We start from the raw sequence: 17,099 nt of genomic DNA, 5'->3' as shown, positions 1-17,099 counted from the left end.
GGCAAAGGCTCCTTCACGAAATCTGGGAGAGAAAACTGGGCAGGCAGGCGGTCACGGGGGCGGGCCAGGCGGACTCCTGGGCCCATTCGCGCATGGCTTCGATGTCGGTCGCGAGAAAACGGTCTCGCTCCAGGAAGGCCACGCGGGCACGCACCGCGGCGATCTGCGCTTCGATGAGCGGCGAGCTTTTCAGCCACGCGGCGGGCGCGGGCACGCGGTCGAAGTCGATGCCCTGCGTGGCGGCCATGGCCTCGATGCCGACGACCACTGCGGTGTTGCGCACCATGTCGGTCAGCCGCCGCGCAGCGTAGGTGGCCATGGAGACGTGGTCTTCCTGGTTGGCCGAGGTGGGCAGGCTGTCCACGCTGCCCGGGTGGGCCAGGCACTTGTTTTCGGAGGCCAGCGCCGCGGCGGTGACCTGCGCGATCATGAAGCCCGAATTCACGCCGCTGTCGCGGATCAGGAAGGCCGGCAGGCCCGACAGGCCCGTGTCCAGCAGCAGCGAAAGCCGCCGCTCCGAAATGGCGCCGATCTCGGCCACCGCCAGCGCGATGATGTCGGCCGCAAACGCGACGGGCTCGGCGTGGAAGTTGCCGCCGGAGATCACGTCGCCCGTCTCGGCGAACACCAGAGGGTTGTCAGAGGCGGCATTGGCCTCGATCTGCAGCACGCGGGCGGCATGCTGCAGGTTATCGAGGCACGCGCCCATCACCTGTGGCACGCAGCGGATCGAATACGGGTCCTGCACGCGCCCGCAGTTCGGGTGCGAGGGATCGATCTCGCTGCCCTCCAGCAGCGCGCGCACGGCGGCGGCGACCGCGATCTGCCCAGGCTGGCCGCGCGCTTCGTGAATGCGCGCGTCGAACGGTTTGACGGACCCCTTGATGGCTTCGAGCGACAGCGCGCCGGAGACCAGCCCGGCCGCGAACACGCTCTCGGCGCCGAAGAGCCCTGCCAGCGCCAGCGCGGTGGACACCTGCGTGCCGTTCAGCAGCGCGAGCCCCTCCTTGGGGCCCAGCACGAAAGGCTCGCAGCCGATGGCGGCCATGGCCTCGCGGCCCGGCACCGTGCGGCCCCGTACCTTGGCCTGCCCCTCGCCGATCAGCACGCAGGCCAGGTGGGCCAGCGGCGCCAGGTCGCCCGAGGCGCCGACCGAGCCCTTGGCCGGAATCACGGGCAGCACGTCGGCATTGGCCAGGGCCAGCAGCGCATCGACGATTTCGGGCCGCACGCCGGAGTGGCCGCGTGCCAGGCTCACCGCCTTGGTGGCCAGCACCATGCGCACCACCGCATCGGGCAGCGGATCGCCCGTGCCCACGCTGTGCGACAGCACCAGGTTGCGCTGCAGCTCGGCCAGCCGGCCGTGGGCGATCTTCGTGCTCGCGAGCTTGCCGAAACCGGTGTTGATGCCATAGACCACCTGGTCTTCATCGACGATGCGCTGCACCGTGGCCTGCGAGGCCTGCATGCCGGCCAGCGCCGACGGGTCCAGCGACAGGCGAACGCCGCCAGCGCTCAAGGCGCGCAGCTCGGCCAGCGTGACGCGGCCGGGGCGCAGCACCAGGGTTTCAAGAGAAGAAACCGACGTTGGGGTCATAAAGGTCATCCTGTATATACAAGTGGGTGTGAGCGAAAAAACGGTGGCGCGGGCCTAGCCGAACACGGGGTTGCCGTCGGCCCGGAAGCGGCTGCCCAGCCGGTAGCGCGAAGCGGGGTGCAGGCAGCGCACCATGGTCACCGGCACGCCGCGGCTCCAGGTGCGGCGGGTGAGCAGCAGGCACGGCTGCGCGGGCTCCATGCCCAGCAGTTGCGCCTGTTCCAGCGTGGGCAGCACGGCATCGACCACATGCTCGACCTGGTCGAACGGGACGTTGCGCACGAGAAACTCAGAGGGCTGCAGCCGCGTGAAGTCCTGCTGCGCGAAGGTGGGCACGACGCGCGGGTTCACGTAGCGGTCTTCCAGCTGCACCGCCACGCCGTCTTCGCGGTGCACGCACACCGCATGGAACACCGACTCGCCCGTGCGCAGATCCAGCGCCGCAGCCACCTCCATCGAGGCCGACACGCGCTCCACCGTGAGCACGTCGCAGCGGTAGTCGTGGCCGCGCTGGCGGATCTCGCTGGCCAGGTTGGCGATCTGCAGCAAGGTGGACTGCGGCTTGTCCTCGGCCACGAAACTGCCCACGCCCGCCACCCGCACGATGCGGCCCTGCTCGGACAGTTCGCGCAGCGCGCGGTTGACCGTCATGCGCGACATGCCGAACTGCATCACCAGCTCGCTCTCGGACGGCAGCCGGTCGCCCGCGCGCCAGGAGCCGTCCTGGATCTTGCGGGCGATGAAGTCCTTGACCTGCTGATACAGCGCGAGCGCCGGCTCAGAGGGCGGGGCCACGGAGGCCGCCGCCACGGCGTCGGCCTCGGCGCGGGGAACGGCGGCGTTCATGGGGTCGGCAGTCCTTGCGCGGCTCAATGCAGGTCCGCGGCCATGGACTCGGCGCGGATCTCCTCGGTCAGCCGCGCTTTCAGGTCCATGAACTCGGGCGTGGTCTTGAGGGTGTAGTGGCGCGGGTGCGGCAGGTCCACCGCCAGCTCGGTCTTGATGCGGCCCGGCCGGGCGCTGAAGACCGCCACGCGGTTGGCCATGAAGATCGCCTCGTCGATGTCGTGCGTGACGAACATCACCGTCTTGCGCTCGGCCTCCCAGATGCCCAGCAGCAGCTCCTGCATGAGCACGCGGGTCTGGTTGTCGAGCGCGCCGAAGGGCTCGTCCATCAGAAGGATCTTCGGGTCGTTGGCCAGCGCGCGGGCAATGGCGGTGCGTTGCTGCATGCCGCCCGACAGCTGCTTGGGGTAGTGCTGCTCGAAGCCGCGCAGGCCCACCTTGGCGATGAAATAGTCGGCGCGTTCCTTCTGCTGCGCCTCGGGCATGCCGCGCTCGCGCAGGCCGAAACGGATGTTCTGCGCGATGGTCAGCCAGGGAAACAGCGTGTAGCTCTGAAAGACCATGCCGCGGTCGGCGCCCGGCCCGTCGATGCGCTGGCCGTCCAGCAGCACCTCGCCCGTCGTGGGAAAGTCCAGCCCCGCCACGATGCGCAGCAGCGTGGACTTGCCGCAGCCGGACGGCCCGAGGATGGTGACGAAGTCGTTCTCGCGCACTTCGAAATCCACCGGCAGCAGCGCCTGCGTGGCCTGGCCGCGCGTGCCGGCGAAGGTGCGCGATACGCCGCGCACCGAAAGCATGGGTGCCGTCATAGCGTGCTCCAGGCGAAGAGGCGGCGGTTGACCGCCTTGAAAGCGAAGTCGGACACCAGGCCGATGACGCCGATCACGATGATGCCGAAGATGATCTGCCCGGTGTTCAGCAGCGCCTGGCTGTCGGTGATCATGTGGCCGATGCCGGAGGACGAGCCGATCAGCTCGGCCACGATCACGTAGGTCCAGGCCCAGCCCAGCACCAGCCGCAGCGTTTCGGCGATGCCCGGCGCCGCGCCCGGGATGAGCACGCGGCGCACGATGCCCGTGTTGCCCGCGCCCAGCGTGTAGGCGGCTTCGACCAGGTCGCGGCGCGCGCTGCCCACGGTCACGGCCACCATGAGCGTGATCTGGAACACCGAGCCGATGAAGATGACGAGCAGCTTTTGCGCCTCGCCGATGCCCGCCCACAGGATGAGCAGCGGGATGAAGGCCGACGCCGGCAGGTAGCGGCAGAACGACACGAAAGGCTCGAAGAACGCCTCCACCGGCTTCCAAGCCCCCATCGCGATGCCCAGCGGCACGGCGACCACGGCCGCCAGCACGAAGCCGCCCAGCACCCGCCACACGGTCATGCCGATGTCCTTGTGAAAGCCGTACTCGGTGAACAGCAGACCGCCTTCCTTGAGCATGGTGATCGGGCTGGCGAGGAAAGTGGGCGACACGAAGCCCCCCAGCGTGAAGAACGACCACACCGCGATGAACACGGCGAAGAACGACAGGCCCAGCACCCAGCGGGCGCGCGGGCTGACGGGTTCGAGGGGCGCCATGGAGCGGCGCCCCCCGGCCGTGCGCGCCACCCGCGTCGCGGCGGGGGCAGCACCGCCTCCCCCCGCAGACACGGTGGACGGGCTGGGGACGGCGGACGTTGCGGACATGTTGGCAGGCTCCCGTGCCATCACTGGATGAAGCGCGCGTCGAAGGTGGCTTCGAGCTTTTCAGGCGCCTTGCGGATCACGCCGGCCTCCAGCAGGATCGGCACCGACTCCTTCATGAACTGCATCAGCTCGCCCGCGAAGAACTTCTGATTGGCCGCCTTGTCCTGCCAGCGCAGGTAGGCCGACGACTTGGAGAACTGCTCGCCGCTTTGCTTGACGGCCGAGCCCATGATCTCGTTGGCCTTGGCCGGGTCGGCCTTGATCATCTCGAGCGCGTCGAAATAGGCGTTGGCCAGCCCCTGCGCAGCCTTGGCGTTGGCCTTGAGCCAGGTGGGCGAGCAGCCCACGGTGTCCATCACCATGGGGTAGTCGATGGTGGTGGCGAGGATCTTGCCGGCCTGCGGGTTGGCGCGCACGGTGGACAGATACGGCTCGTAGGTCATGGCAGCATCGTTCTGGCCGGAGACGAACGCCTGCGCGGCGGGCTGCGGCTCCAGCGAGACGGTCTTCACGTCCTTGAGCGTCATGCCGTTCTTGTTCAGCATCCAGGCCAGGCCGAAGTACGGCGCGGTGCCTGGAGCGCTCACGCCGATGGTCTTGCCTTTCAGGTCGGCGAAGCCCTTCACGTCGTTGCGCACGGCCAGCCCGTCGGCGCCGTAGGACTTGTCCATCTGGAAGATCTGCACGATCGGCACGCCGTTGGCGTTCCAGGCCACATGCGTCTCCACGGTGGTGGCGGCGCACTGGATGGCCTCGGAGGCCAGGGCCAGGTGGCGATCCTTTTGCGGAATCATCTTGAGCTCGACATCGAGCCCGTGCTTCTTGAAAAGGCCCGCCTTGTCGGCCAGCGTGAGGGGTGCAAAACCCGTCCAGCCGGACATGCCCAGCGCGATCTTCACGTCCTGCGCCTGGGCCGGGCCCGCGAGCCCCGCCATCACACCGACGCCCGCGACGGCCAGCGACACCATTTTCACAACCGATCGGCCCATCATCTGCTCCTCACAAGAAAAGATCGAGTCGCGCACCCGCCAGGGGCACGCACCGTGCTGCTCCGACGCCCGGATGATGGCGGTGCGACAGGCCTGTCTATACAGGGTTAGTACGCAGAAGCCCGATATTCGGACCCGCAATCCCACCAGGCGGGAAGCCGGAAAATCGGGCGGGGTGTCGCCCTGTATTCCGGTGGGAAACCCGATGCAAGATCGGGGCCTGCGGCCTTCTTCGGAAGCGGGGCGAAAGCAGCCAATCCAGACCTTCGGCCCTTAATTGCTATATTTTTTATAGCAATACACCCATTGAATACTGCGGCGGGCGGCATTTTCGCTTTGAAGCGCTGGACACGGGGCCGCACCGATTCGCTCCATCCCTCGTGCGGGCGGGCACCCATCGGGGGGGGCGGGTCGCCTCCACTCTCCACGGCCCGCGCTGGTGCAACTGGGCACCGCCCTGCCCCACCCCTGTGCAAGCGCACGACACCCTGGTGGAAACCGGTTTCTGGCCGGGTCCGCCCCAACGGCCGCGAAGCCCTGGCCCGTTAGAATTTGCCTTCATTCACAAAGCGCACGGCCATGAAGCAGCAACATCCGGCCCTTCTCTCCCTGCTGGAAACCCAAGAAACCGCCATCCTCGACGAGTGGCTGGCAGAAGCGGGTTCCAACGATTCCAACCACCAACGCGCCACCGTGGCAGAAGCCCGCGAATTGCTGCAGTTGCTGCGCAGCGCGCTGCAGGCCGGCGGCGATGCGCAGGGCGCCAACGGCCCTGCCTGGCAAGACCTGAACCAGGCGCTCGAATCCCTTTCGCGCTCGCGCGCATCCCGTGGCCAGACGGCCGGCGACACCACCGTGTTTCTTCAAGCCATGAAGAAGCCGCTGTTCACGCTGCTGCAGCAGAAGGTGCCGGCAGCCGGAGAACTGGGCCAGGCGCTGTGGTCCGCCACTTCGCTGATCGACCAGCTCGCCCAGCGCACCGCCAACACCTTTCAGCAGGCGCGCGAGGACATCATCCGACGCCAGCAGGAAGAACTGCTGGAGCTGTCCACCCCCGTCGTGAAGCTGTGGGAAGGCGTGCTCGCCGTGCCCATGATCGGCGTGCTCGACAGCAACCGCACGCAGGTCGTGATGGAAACGCTGCTGCAGCGCATCGTGGATACCGAATCGGAACTGGCCATCATCGACATCACCGGCGTGCCCACCGTGGACACGCTGGTGGCGCAGCACCTGCTCAAGACCGTGGCGGCCATCCGCCTCATGGGCGCGGACTGCATCGTGAGCGGCATCCGCCCGCAGATCGCACAGACCATCGTGCACCTGGGCATCGACCTGCAAGGCATCCACACCCGCGCCAACCTGGCGGATGCGCTGTCGCTGGCCCTGCAGAAAACCGGCTGGCGCATCGCGCGCGCCGACTGAGCCGGAGCACCGCCATGGACCGCATTCCCATCCTCCGCATGGGGGAGACCCTGCTCGTGACCATCCAGGTCGATATGCAGGACCAGACCGCCCTGGTGCTTCAGGAGGACCTGGCCGACCGCATCGCCAAGACCGGCGCCACCGGCGTGATGATCGACATCTCGGGGCTGGAGATCGTGGACTCCTTCGTGGGCCGCATGCTCAGCACCATCTCGGGTATCGCACGCATCCTCTCGGCCCACACCGTCGTCGTCGGCATGCAGCCGGCCGTGGCGATCACGCTGGTCGAGCTGGGCCTGTCGCTGGAAGGCGTGCGCACGGCGCTCAACGTGGAACGCGGGATGCTGCTGCTCGGCCGCATCCGCCAGGAGCATGGCCTTGTCCGCTGAACCGGCGGGCACGCTGCCGATCGCCTCGGAGCAGCACATTATCCTGTGCAGGCAGACCGTTCGCGTTCTCTGCACGCAGCTGAAATTTTCGCTGGTGGACCAGACCAAGCTCATCACCGCAGCCAGCGAGTTGTCGCGCAACACGCTCGTGCACGGCGGTGGCGGCCAGATGCGCTGGGAGACGCTGGAGCGCCAGGGCCGCCATGGCCTGCAACTGCATTTCGAAGACACGGGCCCCGGCATACCCGATTTGAAGCTCGCCCTGACCGACGGGTGGACTTCGGGCGGCGGCATGGGCCTGGGCCTGCCGGGCAGCAAGCGGCTGGTGAACGAGTTCGACGTCCACACGGTGCCGGGAGAAGGCACGCGCGTGAGCATCACCAAATGGAAGTAGCAGCGGCCGCCACGGGCAACAGCCCCCGGCTGCTGATGGGATGGACCCATACGGCCTTTCCGATGGGCGATGCGAGCCGCGTGGGCGAGGCGAGGCGCTTTGCTGCGCATGCCAGCGCCGAACTGGGCTGGGACGACACCGACAGCGGTCGCCTGTCCATCGTGGTGACCGAACTGGCGAACAACCTGCACCTGCACGCCCATGAAGGACAGCTGCTGATCGCGGCGGTGCCCGCGCTGGGTCTGGTGGAGGTGATCGCCATCGACCACGGACCGGGCATCAACGACCTTCCGCTGTCGATGCGCGACGGCTATTCGACCGGCGGCACGCAAGGCGCGGGGCTGGGCGCGGTGAAGCGGCTGGCCGACGACTTCGACATCCATTCCTCCGTGCCGCAGGGCACGGCCTGCGTGGCCCGCGTGCGCCAGCGCAAGGAGACGGCCGACGGCCCGGCGGCCGCGCCGCAGAGCTTGCGGGTGGGCGCCATCCGGCTGCCGCTGGCGGGCGAAAGCGTGTGCGGCGATGCATGGGCCATCGCGCTGGACGGGCCGCGCGCCGCCCTTTTCGTGGCCGATGGCCTGGGGCATGGCAGCGAGGCGGCGAAGGCCTCCGGCGCTGCGGCGCAAGTGTTTCTGGACGCTCCGTTCGGGGGCCTGCGCGAGCAGCTGGAGCACATGCACGTCGAGCTGCAGACCACGCGCGGCGCGGCGGTGTGCTGCCTGCGGGTCGATACCGGCGCCGCCACCGTGGTCAGCTCCGGCGTGGGCAACGTGGTGGCGCGGGTGGTGTCGGGCCTGTCGGACCGGTCCATCGTCACGCAGCACGGCACCGTGGGCATGACCATGCGCCGCCCCCAGGAAACCACGACCGACCTGCCCCCCTATGCGCTGCTGATCGTGCACAGCGACGGCGTCGAAACCCGCTGGCAGTCCTCCACCATCCAGCGCCTGCTGGGCAGTGACCCCACGCTGGTCGCGGCCGTGCTGCTGCGCGACCACCACCGCGCCCGGGACGATGCTACCGTGGTCGTGGTTCAGAACACCCAGTGACCGAAAGCCAGAAAACCCCCATGGACCGCACCTCCCCCGTTCCCTCGGAGGCAACGCAGGAATCGATCGAAGACCTGCGGGCCGCACTGGCCGCGAGCCAACAGGAGATCAACGACCTGCGCGCCGAGCTGGAGGACACCAACCACGGTGTGGTCGCGCTGTATTCCGAGCTCGACGAGCAGGCCGAGCAACTGCGTGACGCCACGGCCATGAAGAGCCGTTTTCTGGCCTACATGAGCCACGAGTTCCGCACGCCGATCAACTCCATCCGCAGCATCGCGCGCCTGCTGGCCGACCATGTGGACGGGCCGCTCAACCCGGAGCAGGCCCGCCAGGTGGGCTTCATCCAGAGCATGGCCAGCGAGTTCTCCGACATGGTGGACGACCTGCTCGACCTGGCCAAGATCGAGGCCGGCCGCGTGGACATTTCCCCCGCATGGTTCGAGATGCTGGACCTGTTCCAGGCGCTGCGCGGAATGTTCAAGCCGGTGCTGACCAATCCGGACGTCAACCTGTATTTCGAAGAACCCGACGGGATTCCACCGCTGTACACCGACGACCGCAAGCTCTCGCAGATCCTGCGCAACTTCATCTCCAACGCGCTCAAGTTCACGCCGCGCGGCGAGGTCCGCGTGTCGGTGACGAACCTGGAAGGAGAGCGGGTGTGCTTTGCCGTGGCGGACACGGGGATCGGCATCGCTCCGGAATTCCAGGCGAGCGTGTTCGAAGATTACACGCAGATCGGCTCGTCGCTGCAAAAGCGCCTGCGGGGCACCGGCCTGGGACTGGCCCTGAGCCGGCAGCTGGCCGAACTGCTCGGCGGCACCGTGGCGCTGGAGAGCACGCCGGGCGTGGGCTCGGTGTTTTCGCTGACGCTGCCGCTGCGCCTGCCAGGCAATGAGTCCTCTCCCACCAGCACGCCGCAGGACAGCCAGAAAGAGTAGCGCATGCAAGACGTCAGCGCCATCCATACGACCATCGACCGCACGGCACACACCGTGCTGGTGGTGGACGACAACCCTGTCACCCGCTACTCCACCGTGCGGGTGATTCGCGCTGCGGGCTTTCAGACCGTGGAAGCCGATACCGGCACCGAAGCCATCCGCCTGGCCGCGACCGACGTGTCGGCCGTGGTGCTGGACGTGCACCTTCCCGACATCGACGGATTCGAGGTTTGCCGCGTCATCCGCCAGCAAGACGGCACGGCGCTGCTGCCGGTGATGCACCTGTCCGCGGCCCATGTGCACAGCGAAGACCGCGTGACCGGGCTGAACGCAGGGGCAGACGCCTATTTGACCCACCCGGTGGAGCCGGCGGTGCTCGTGGGCACGCTGCAGGCGCTGATCCGCGCGCGCATGGCCGAAGACGGCCTGCGCCGCAGCGACCGACGCTTTCGGGCCATCTACAGCCAGGCGCTGGCGGGCATCGGACTGATCCAGCCCGACGGCCGGTTCACCGACGTGAACCCCGCCATGACCCGCATGCTGGGCCGCTCGCGGGACGAGCTGCTGGGCCATCCCATCAGCGACTTCGCGCCGCCCGGGTGGCTGGACTTCGTCACCGAGAAAACCGTGGGCGGCGAGCGCGGCGAGCCCTGGCAGGGAGAGTTTCCCCTGCAGCGCGCCGACGGGACCTGGGTGTACCTGGAATGGAGCATTTCCGCCCACGTGGAGCCCGGCTTGCGCATGGCGATGGCGGCCGACATTTCGGAGCGCATGGAGCTGGACTCGCGCCGCCAGGACGTGCTGGAGCGCGAGCAGGCAGCCCGCGCCACGGCGGAGCGGCTGAGCCGCACGAAGGACGACTTCATCGCCGTGCTGTCGCACGAGTTGCGCACACCGCTCAACGCCATTGCGGGGTGGGTGCACATCCTCAAGCGCCGGGGCGGCACGCCCGAATTGCTCAAGGGGCTGGATTCGATCCACCGCAACGTGAAGGCGCAGGCACGCATCATTTCCGACATCCTGGACGTCTCGCGCATCAACAGCGGCAAGCTGCACCTGGAGCGGGAGTGGATCAACCCTGCCGACGTGGTGCGCTCCGCCATAGATGCCCTGCAGGCGTCGATCCGCGAAAAGCACCTCAGCGTCGAGCTGGAAGAACACGACGCCAGCGCCCCGGCCTGGCTGGACCCGACGCGCTTTCAGCAGATCTTCTGGAACCTGCTGACCAATGCCATCAAGTTCTCGCACGACGGCGCGCGCATCGACGTGGTCCTGCGGCGTGAAAAAGGCGTGCTGCACCTTTCGGTGCAGGACTACGGCCGGGGCATCGCGAGCGAATTCATCGACCACCTGTTCGACCGTTTCACGCAAAGCGACTCGCCGGACAACCGGCGCCACGGCGGCCTGGGCCTGGGGCTGTCGATCGTCAAGCAACTGGCCGAACTGCACGGCGGCCGAGCCAAGGCCACGAGCGCCGGGCTGGACCGCGGAACCACCATGCAGGTGACGCTGCCGGTGGACCACAAGGGAGGCGATCTGGCGCTGGCGGCCTCCAGCAGCGACGATGCGCTCATCGATCCGCCCATGCACGACCGGCCCCTGGCGGGCCTGGACATTCTCATCGTCGAAGACCATCCCGATGCGCGCGAAATGCTCACCGTGGTGCTGACCGACGGCGGCGCCCGGCTGCGCGAGGCAGGGGACTACGACGCCGCCATGCTCGCACTGGCCGACCGCTGGCCCGACGTGCTGGTGTGCGACATCGGCCTGCCCGGGCGCGACGGCTACGACCTTGTTCGCACCCTGCGCTCCATGCCGCTGCCCGAGGGCAAGGCCGCGCCGATCGCCGTCGCCCTGACGGCGTTCGCACGCGCGCAGGACGCGCAGCGCGCGCTGGAGGCGGGATTCGACGCCCATCTCGGCAAGCCGCTGCAGCCCCACGCGCTGATGGCCACCATCAACCGACTGACCGATTCGCGCTAGCCCTGTGTCCATGAACTCCATCCCCGCCCCCGCTGCGGCCGGCACCCCGGCCCCTGGCAGCGCGCGTTTTGCCCACATCTTCGTCGGCGACAGCGAAATGGCGCAGCTCATGCGGCGCCACGACTGGGAGGCAACCCCGCTCGGATCGCCGGAGTTCTGGCCGGAAACCCTGAAAGTGGCGCTGCGCATTTTGCTGACGTCCCGCTTCGAGATGTGGCTCGGATGGGGGCCGGACATCGCGTTTTTCTACAACGATGCCTACCGCCCCACCCTGGGCGCCAAGCACCCGAGAGCACTGGGCCGGCCGACTGCGCAGGTGTGGGCCGAAATCTGGGACCAGGTGAAAGACCGCATGCACGCGGTGTACGAGCGTGCCGAGTCCACCTGGGACGACTCGCTGATGCTGCTGCTGGACCGCGCGGGCTATCTCGAAGAGACCTATCACACCTTCTCGTACAGCCCTTTGCATGGTGACAACGGCCAGGTCGGCGGCCTGTTCTGCGCGGTGTCGGAGGACACGGGACGCGTGCTCAGCGAAAGGCGCCTGCGCCTGCTGCGCGAATTGGGCGCAGCGCTCACGGCCGTGAACGGCCGCCAGGAAGTGCTGGACACAGCGTGCGAACTCATGGGCCGGGCCCAGCGCGACCTGCCGTTTTCCATGGTGTACCTGTACGACGCCTCCGGCGCGGCGCACCTCGCCTGCAACGCAGGCATCGAACGGGGCCACCGGCTGGCCCCCGTGGTGCTGGCGCCGCAATCGCAGGGGCCCTGGCACCTAGACCGCCTGCACGCCGGCGAAACGTCTTTCACGGTGCCCCTGGCACTGGCGGACGACGTGCCCACGGGCGACTGGGACACGCAGGCGCGCGCCGCGTTCGTGGTGGCCCTGGCGGCGCAGGGAGGTGCACGGTCGGCCGGCTTCATGGTGTGCGGTGCCAACCCCCATCGGCCGATGCACGACGGGGAGGCGATGGCCTTCGTGCAACTGGTGGCCGGCCAGATCGCCTCGCGGCTGGCGGGTGTCGAGGTGCTGGAGGAAAGCACGGCAGAGCGCGATCGCCTGCGCAGCCTGTTTCAGAAAGCGCCGGGATTCATGTGCGTGCTGCGCGGACCGCAGCACGTGTTCGAGTTCGTCAACGACTCGTATGTGCAGTTGATCGGACACCGCCGCGTCGAGGGCAAGCCCGTTCGCGAGGCCCTGCCCGAGCTGGAAGGCCAGGGGCCGTACGAACTGCTGGACCAGGTCTATCGCACTGGGCAGCCGTACATCGCCCAGGCGCTCAAGGTGCTGATCCAGCAAAAGCCCGACATGCCGCTGGCAGAGCGCTACCTGGACTTCATCTACCAGCCCACGGTCGACGCGCAGGGCGAGGTCAACGGTGTCTTCGCCGAGGGCTACGACGTGACGGAAAAGGTGGTGGCCGAGAAGGAACTGCGTGCGTTGAACCGCCACCTCGAAGCGCGCGTGGCCGAACGCACGCGCGAGGTCGAGGACGCCCTGGAGCGCCTGACCACCGAGTCGCGCGAGCGCGAAGTCGCGCAGGAAGCGCTGCGCCAGTCGCAGAAGATGGAGGCCGTCGGCCAGCTGACGGGGGGCCTCGCGCACGATTTCAACAACCTGCTGGCCACGATCACGGGCAGCCTGGAACTGCTGCACCGCCGCGTCGGGCAGGGTCGCTACGACGACCTGGAGCGCTATTTGAGCGTGGGCCAGGGCGCTGCCAAGCGGGCGGCCTCGCTCACCCATCGCATGCTGGCTTTTTCGCGCCGCCAGACGCTGGACCCCAAACCCACCGACGTGAACCGGCTCGTGAAAGGCATGGAGGAGCTCATCCGCCGCACCATCGGCCCGGAAAACGAACTGGAAGTGGTCGGCGCCGTCGGGTTGTGGACCACGCACGTCGATCCGCACCAACTCGAAAGCGCCCTGCTGAACCTGTGCATCAATTCGCGCGATGCCATGCCGGGTGGCGGCCGCCTCACCATCGAGACCGCCAACAAGTGGATGGACGAGCGCGCATCGCTGGACCGGGACCTGCCACCGGGCCAGTACGTGTCGCTGTGCGTGACCGACACCGGCACCGGCATGTCGCCCGACATCATCCACCGCGTGTTCGAGCCCTTCTTCACCACCAAGCCCATCGGCATGGGTACGGGGCTGGGGCTGTCGATGGTGTATGGCTTCGCGCGGCAATCGGGCGGCCAGGTGCGGGCCTATTCGGAGCCCGGCATGGGCACGACCATGTGCATCTACCTGCCGCGGCACGAAACGCCGGCGCAGGATTCCGACCTGCCTTCGCTGCCCTCGGCCGCCGGCGGCAAGGGGTCGGGCACGGTGCTGGTGGTGGATGACGAACCCAGCGTGCGCTCGCTGGTGGTGGAGGTGCTGCAGGAGATGGGCTACGACACCATCGAAGCGCAGGACGGAGCGTCAGGCCTGCTGGTGCTGCAGTCCAGCACGCACCTGGACCTGCTGATCACCGACGTCGGACTGCCGGGCGGCATGAACGGCCGGCAAATGGCCGACAGCGGCCGCGTGTACCGGCCGGACTTGAAAATCCTGTTCATCACCGGCTATGCCGAGAACGCCGCCGTGGGCAACGGCCACCTGGAGCGTGGCATGCAGGTGCTCACCAAGCCGTTCACGCTGGATGCGCTGGCGCGGCGTGTGCAGGGGATGATCGCCCCGGCTTGAGGTTCGGCCTGCACGCCCCTACCTGACCCCTCTGTCCTTGGCGAGGCCGCTCGAAATGCCGCCGTGTCGGCAATGGCACGAAGCGGCTTCCCTGCTGGCAGCAGGGGCGCGCCGAGCCTCTAGAATCTGCCGGCGGCTCACTCCGCTCCCACCCGATCCCCCTGCCCTCCCTCAGTGTCACAGCGACTTTCCCCTTTGCCAGGCGCCCCGGTGCCGGAAACCGACTGCCTGGCGGCATTGCGCCTTGTCACCAAGGCACCGCATGCCAGGCTAGACGCCGGCTTGCCGCTGGGCCGTGACGAGGCCACGCTGGAGGATTACCGGCACCACACGCTGGCCTTGAGCGCATGGCTCAGGGCGCTTTACCCGCATTTGTCCACGCTGGAGCCGCTGGCGCCCGGCTTTCGCTTTGCCGACCCGGCCCGCCTGGACGCCTTGCATCGGGACACGCAGGATGCCCATGATGCCCATGATGCCCATGATGCCCATTCGCCTCCCGCCCCTGATGGCGCAGGCATCAGCGAATGCACTTGCGCTTTGGTGGAAGAAGCCCTTGCACCCTTCGGGCCAGCGGGCCACGCTGCCGTGTGCTGGGGACTGGCCTACGTCGTCGAAGGCTCGCAATTGGGGGGGCAACTCCTCTTTCGGCGTCTTGCTTCCCGTCTGGCACCGCACCCGTTGCGTTACCTGCAGGGAGCGGGGTCGGCCACGGGGGATCGCTGGAAGCGATTCACCCTGCTGCTGAACGCCAGCGTGAAGAGCGATTTCTGCATCCGCGCAGCCGGTGCGGGCGCCCGTGCCGGCTTCGAGAGCCTGCAGCGGGAATTTCAGGACAACGGGGTTTTCGCATGAGCCAGGTTCCCGAGTCCACCGCGTCCAACCCATCCACCGCCTCCACCACGGCGGGCACGCCCACCACGCTCGAAAACTGCGACCGCGAGCCCATCCATCTGCCCGGCAGCATTCAAAACCACGGCACCCTGATCGCCGTGGACCGCGAGAGCGTAGTCCGCCATGTGGGCGCCAATGTGGAGTCTCTGCTGGACTGCGCGGTATCGGTCGGAGAGACGCTGGAACAAAGCCGGGGCGGGCTCTGCCCGGCGATTGAAGAACTGCTGCGGGACGGCGTGCTGGCCTTGAGGGGTGAACAGGACGTCCCCATGCCGGGCGAGTTGCAAGTGGGCGACCGCCGCTTCGACGTCGTCCTGCATGTGGGCAGCGAAATGCTGATGGCCGAGTTCGAGCTTCGGCACCAGTCCAGCGGCGAACTGGCCGGCTTTGCCGTTCAAGCCCACCGCGCCATGGAGAAGCTGCGCCGCCCGCGCGCCGTTCGCGAGCTGCTGCAATTGGCCACCGAAGAATTGCGGGCCCTGACCGGCTTCGACCGGGTGATGGCCTACCGCTTCCGCCACGACAGCAGCGGCGAGGTGGTGGCCGAGTCGTGCATCGACACGCTTGATCCGTACCTTGGCCGGCGCTATCCCGCCAGCGACATTCCCGCGCAGGCGCGCCGGCTGTACGTGGCCAACACCCTGCGGCTGATCGCCGACGTGCGATCGGCCACCGTGCCGCTGCTGCAGGAAGCCGGCGCCCTGCCGCTGGATCTGAGCGGCAGCATCTTGCGCAGCGTGTCGCCGATCCACATCGAATACCTGTCCAACATGGGTGTGGGCGCATCGATGAGCGTGTCGATCGTCATCAACGAGCAGCTTTGGGGCCTGCTGGCATGCCACCACATGTCGCCCCGCCAAGTGCCCTACAGCGTGCGCATGGCCTGCGACGTGATCGCGCAGGTTCTGTCGGCGAACATCCAGAGCACCTCCACGCGATCGCATGCGGAGCGGCTGCAGCAGGCGGCCGCTGCACGCACGCGCATTCTCGAAGACGTGCTGCACGCCGACGACGAATTCACCGCCCTGACCCAACACGCTCCCCAAATGGCCGCGGTGTTGCGGGCCGACGGGGCACTGGTGGCGCACGGCGCCAAGCTGCAGGTCTTCGGCGAAGTGTCTGAACCGGCGGGCCGCGCCATCGTGCAATGGCTGGCTGCCGAGCCCGCGGCCCAGGCGCAGGAGCGGCTGTTCCATACCCAATCGCTGCCGCTGGACGCGCCGGCGCTGGCAGGGGCGACGTCGCCCTGGTGCGGGGTGCTGGGCATTCCTTTCGACCGGGACCGGCAGGGCTGGCTGGTCTTTCTGCGCAAAGAGCAGATCGAAACCATCCACTGGGGCGGCAAGCCCGAGAAAGAAGTCCGGCCCGGCCCGCTGGGGCCTCGGCTCACTCCGCGCGGTTCGTTCGATCTCTGGAAGGAAACGGTGCGCTCCACCGCGGAACACTGGAGCACGCTGGAACTGGATGTGGCCCGGCAACTGCTGGACGAGCTGGTGCGGGTGCAAAACGCGCGCACCGCCGAAATCAACCGCACGCGCAATCAGCTGATGGCCGTGCTCGGGCATGACCTGCGCGACCCGCTGCACTCGATCAGCATGGCGGCGCGGGTGCTGGAGCAAGGCGGCGCGGACAACGGCCGGGCCGGCCGGATCGGCCAGCGCATCCAGTCGTCGAGCAGCCGCATGCAGCGGCTCGTCAGCCAGGTGATGGACATGTCGCGCTTGCAAAGCGGACTGGGCCTGGACCTGCAGCGGACCGAGGTGGACCTGGTCGCCATGCTGAACGACCTCATCGACGAAGCGCGCACCGCCCACCCTGGCACGGAGATCATGGGCACCATCCCGGCATCGCTGAAGGCGCAGGTCGATGCCGACCGCATCGCGCAGGTGCTGGTCAACCTGATCAGCAATGCCCGCCACCACGGCCAGAGCGGGCAGCCCATCGAGGTGCATGCCAGCGCCACGGAGGAATGGCATGAAATCGCGGTGCGCAATGTGGCCGAACCCATTGCCGACGAGATCGCCAGCAACCTGTTCAGCCCGTTCAAGGCGTCCTCGGGAGGCAACTCCCGCAACCGCTCGGGCATGGGCCTGGGGCTGTACATCGCCCACCAGATCGTTCTGGGCCACGGCGGCACCATCGCCTACGAATACCGATCGCCCCATGTCGTCTTCATCGTGCGGTTTCCGCTGCAGGGCCGGGCACAATAGCCC

Annotated in this window: 14 protein-coding genes; 9 read left to right on the top strand and 5 right to left on the bottom strand. The window is 68.0% G+C overall.

The features are described 5' to 3' along the window. Window positions 1-13 precede the first annotated feature (13 nt). The 5 genes from hutH to AVHM3334_RS03925 are packed head-to-tail and all read right to left on the bottom strand — an operon-like array spanning window position 14 to window position 5,119. The gene (hutH, locus tag AVHM3334_RS03945) at window positions 14-1,597 is read right to left on the bottom strand and encodes a histidine ammonia-lyase (protein WP_284409832.1); all 1,584 of its coding nucleotides are present in this window, start codon (window positions 1,595-1,597) and stop codon (window positions 14-16) included. Between the two features lie 54 nt (window positions 1,598-1,651). Beyond that, window positions 1,652-2,443: a histidine utilization transcriptional repressor HutC gene (gene hutC, locus AVHM3334_RS03940; RefSeq protein ID WP_284409829.1), complete on the bottom strand. Its 792-nt coding sequence runs from the start codon at window positions 2,441-2,443 to the stop codon at window positions 1,652-1,654. 23 nt (window positions 2,444-2,466) lie between these two features. After that, entirely contained in the window at window positions 2,467-3,252 is a 786-nt protein-coding gene (locus AVHM3334_RS03935) for an ABC transporter ATP-binding protein (protein ID WP_284409828.1), read from the bottom strand. After that, entirely contained in the window at window positions 3,249-4,130 is an 882-nt protein-coding gene (locus AVHM3334_RS03930; RefSeq protein ID WP_502869845.1) for an ABC transporter permease, read from the bottom strand. Before AVHM3334_RS03930 ends, AVHM3334_RS03935 begins: the two co-directional genes overlap by 4 nt. Window positions 4,131-4,150: 20 nt before the next feature. Next, a complete protein-coding gene (locus AVHM3334_RS03925) occupies window positions 4,151-5,119 on the bottom strand; it encodes an ABC transporter substrate-binding protein (protein ID WP_284409827.1) in 969 nt (322 codons plus the stop codon). A gap of 579 nt (window positions 5,120-5,698) precedes the next feature. Between AVHM3334_RS03925 and AVHM3334_RS03920 the strand changes: the two genes are divergently transcribed. The 9 genes from AVHM3334_RS03920 to AVHM3334_RS03880 all read left to right on the top strand — a co-directional run bounded on the left by AVHM3334_RS03920 (window position 5,699) and on the right by AVHM3334_RS03880 (window position 17,096). Then, complete coding sequence (locus tag AVHM3334_RS03920) at window positions 5,699-6,541, top strand: STAS domain-containing protein (RefSeq protein ID WP_284409826.1); 843 nt, start codon at window positions 5,699-5,701, stop codon at window positions 6,539-6,541. A gap of 14 nt (window positions 6,542-6,555) precedes the next feature. Next, window positions 6,556-6,930: an STAS domain-containing protein gene (locus AVHM3334_RS03915; protein WP_284409825.1), complete on the top strand. Its 375-nt coding sequence runs from the start codon at window positions 6,556-6,558 to the stop codon at window positions 6,928-6,930. Beyond that, a complete protein-coding gene (locus AVHM3334_RS03910) occupies window positions 6,920-7,324 on the top strand; it encodes an anti-sigma regulatory factor (protein ID WP_284409824.1) in 405 nt (134 codons plus the stop codon). Before AVHM3334_RS03915 ends, AVHM3334_RS03910 begins: the two co-directional genes overlap by 11 nt. Next, a complete protein-coding gene (locus tag AVHM3334_RS03905; protein WP_284409823.1) occupies window positions 7,315-8,373 on the top strand; it encodes an anti-sigma regulatory factor in 1,059 nt (352 codons plus the stop codon). The genes AVHM3334_RS03910 and AVHM3334_RS03905 overlap by 10 nt, the downstream gene beginning before the upstream one ends. 20 nt (window positions 8,374-8,393) lie before the next feature. Beyond that, window positions 8,394-9,317, top strand: coding sequence for a sensor histidine kinase (locus tag AVHM3334_RS03900; RefSeq protein ID WP_284409822.1), 924 nt, complete (start codon window positions 8,394-8,396; stop codon window positions 9,315-9,317). A 3-nt stretch (window positions 9,318-9,320) separates the two neighbouring features. Then, complete coding sequence (locus tag AVHM3334_RS03895; RefSeq protein WP_284409821.1) at window positions 9,321-11,300, top strand: hybrid sensor histidine kinase/response regulator; 1,980 nt, start codon at window positions 9,321-9,323, stop codon at window positions 11,298-11,300. A 10-nt stretch (window positions 11,301-11,310) separates the two neighbouring features. After that, window positions 11,311-13,995 (top strand): ATP-binding protein, encoded by a 2,685-nt coding sequence (locus AVHM3334_RS03890; RefSeq protein ID WP_284409819.1) that lies wholly within the window; start codon window positions 11,311-11,313, stop codon window positions 13,993-13,995. A gap of 210 nt (window positions 13,996-14,205) precedes the next feature. Then, window positions 14,206-14,847, top strand: coding sequence for a biliverdin-producing heme oxygenase (locus AVHM3334_RS03885; RefSeq protein ID WP_284409817.1), 642 nt, complete (start codon window positions 14,206-14,208; stop codon window positions 14,845-14,847). After that, window positions 14,844-17,096, top strand: coding sequence for an ATP-binding protein (locus AVHM3334_RS03880; RefSeq protein WP_284409816.1), 2,253 nt, complete (start codon window positions 14,844-14,846; stop codon window positions 17,094-17,096). The genes AVHM3334_RS03885 and AVHM3334_RS03880 overlap by 4 nt, the downstream gene beginning before the upstream one ends. Window positions 17,097-17,099 lie beyond the last annotated feature (3 nt).

It is taken from the genome of Acidovorax sp. SUPP3334, from assembly GCF_030159055.1.
GTDB lineage: Bacteria > Pseudomonadota > Gammaproteobacteria > Burkholderiales > Burkholderiaceae_C > Paracidovorax.
The sequence above is the reverse complement of the archived record's forward strand: the minus strand, read 5'-3'. Positions and strand labels throughout refer to the sequence as shown.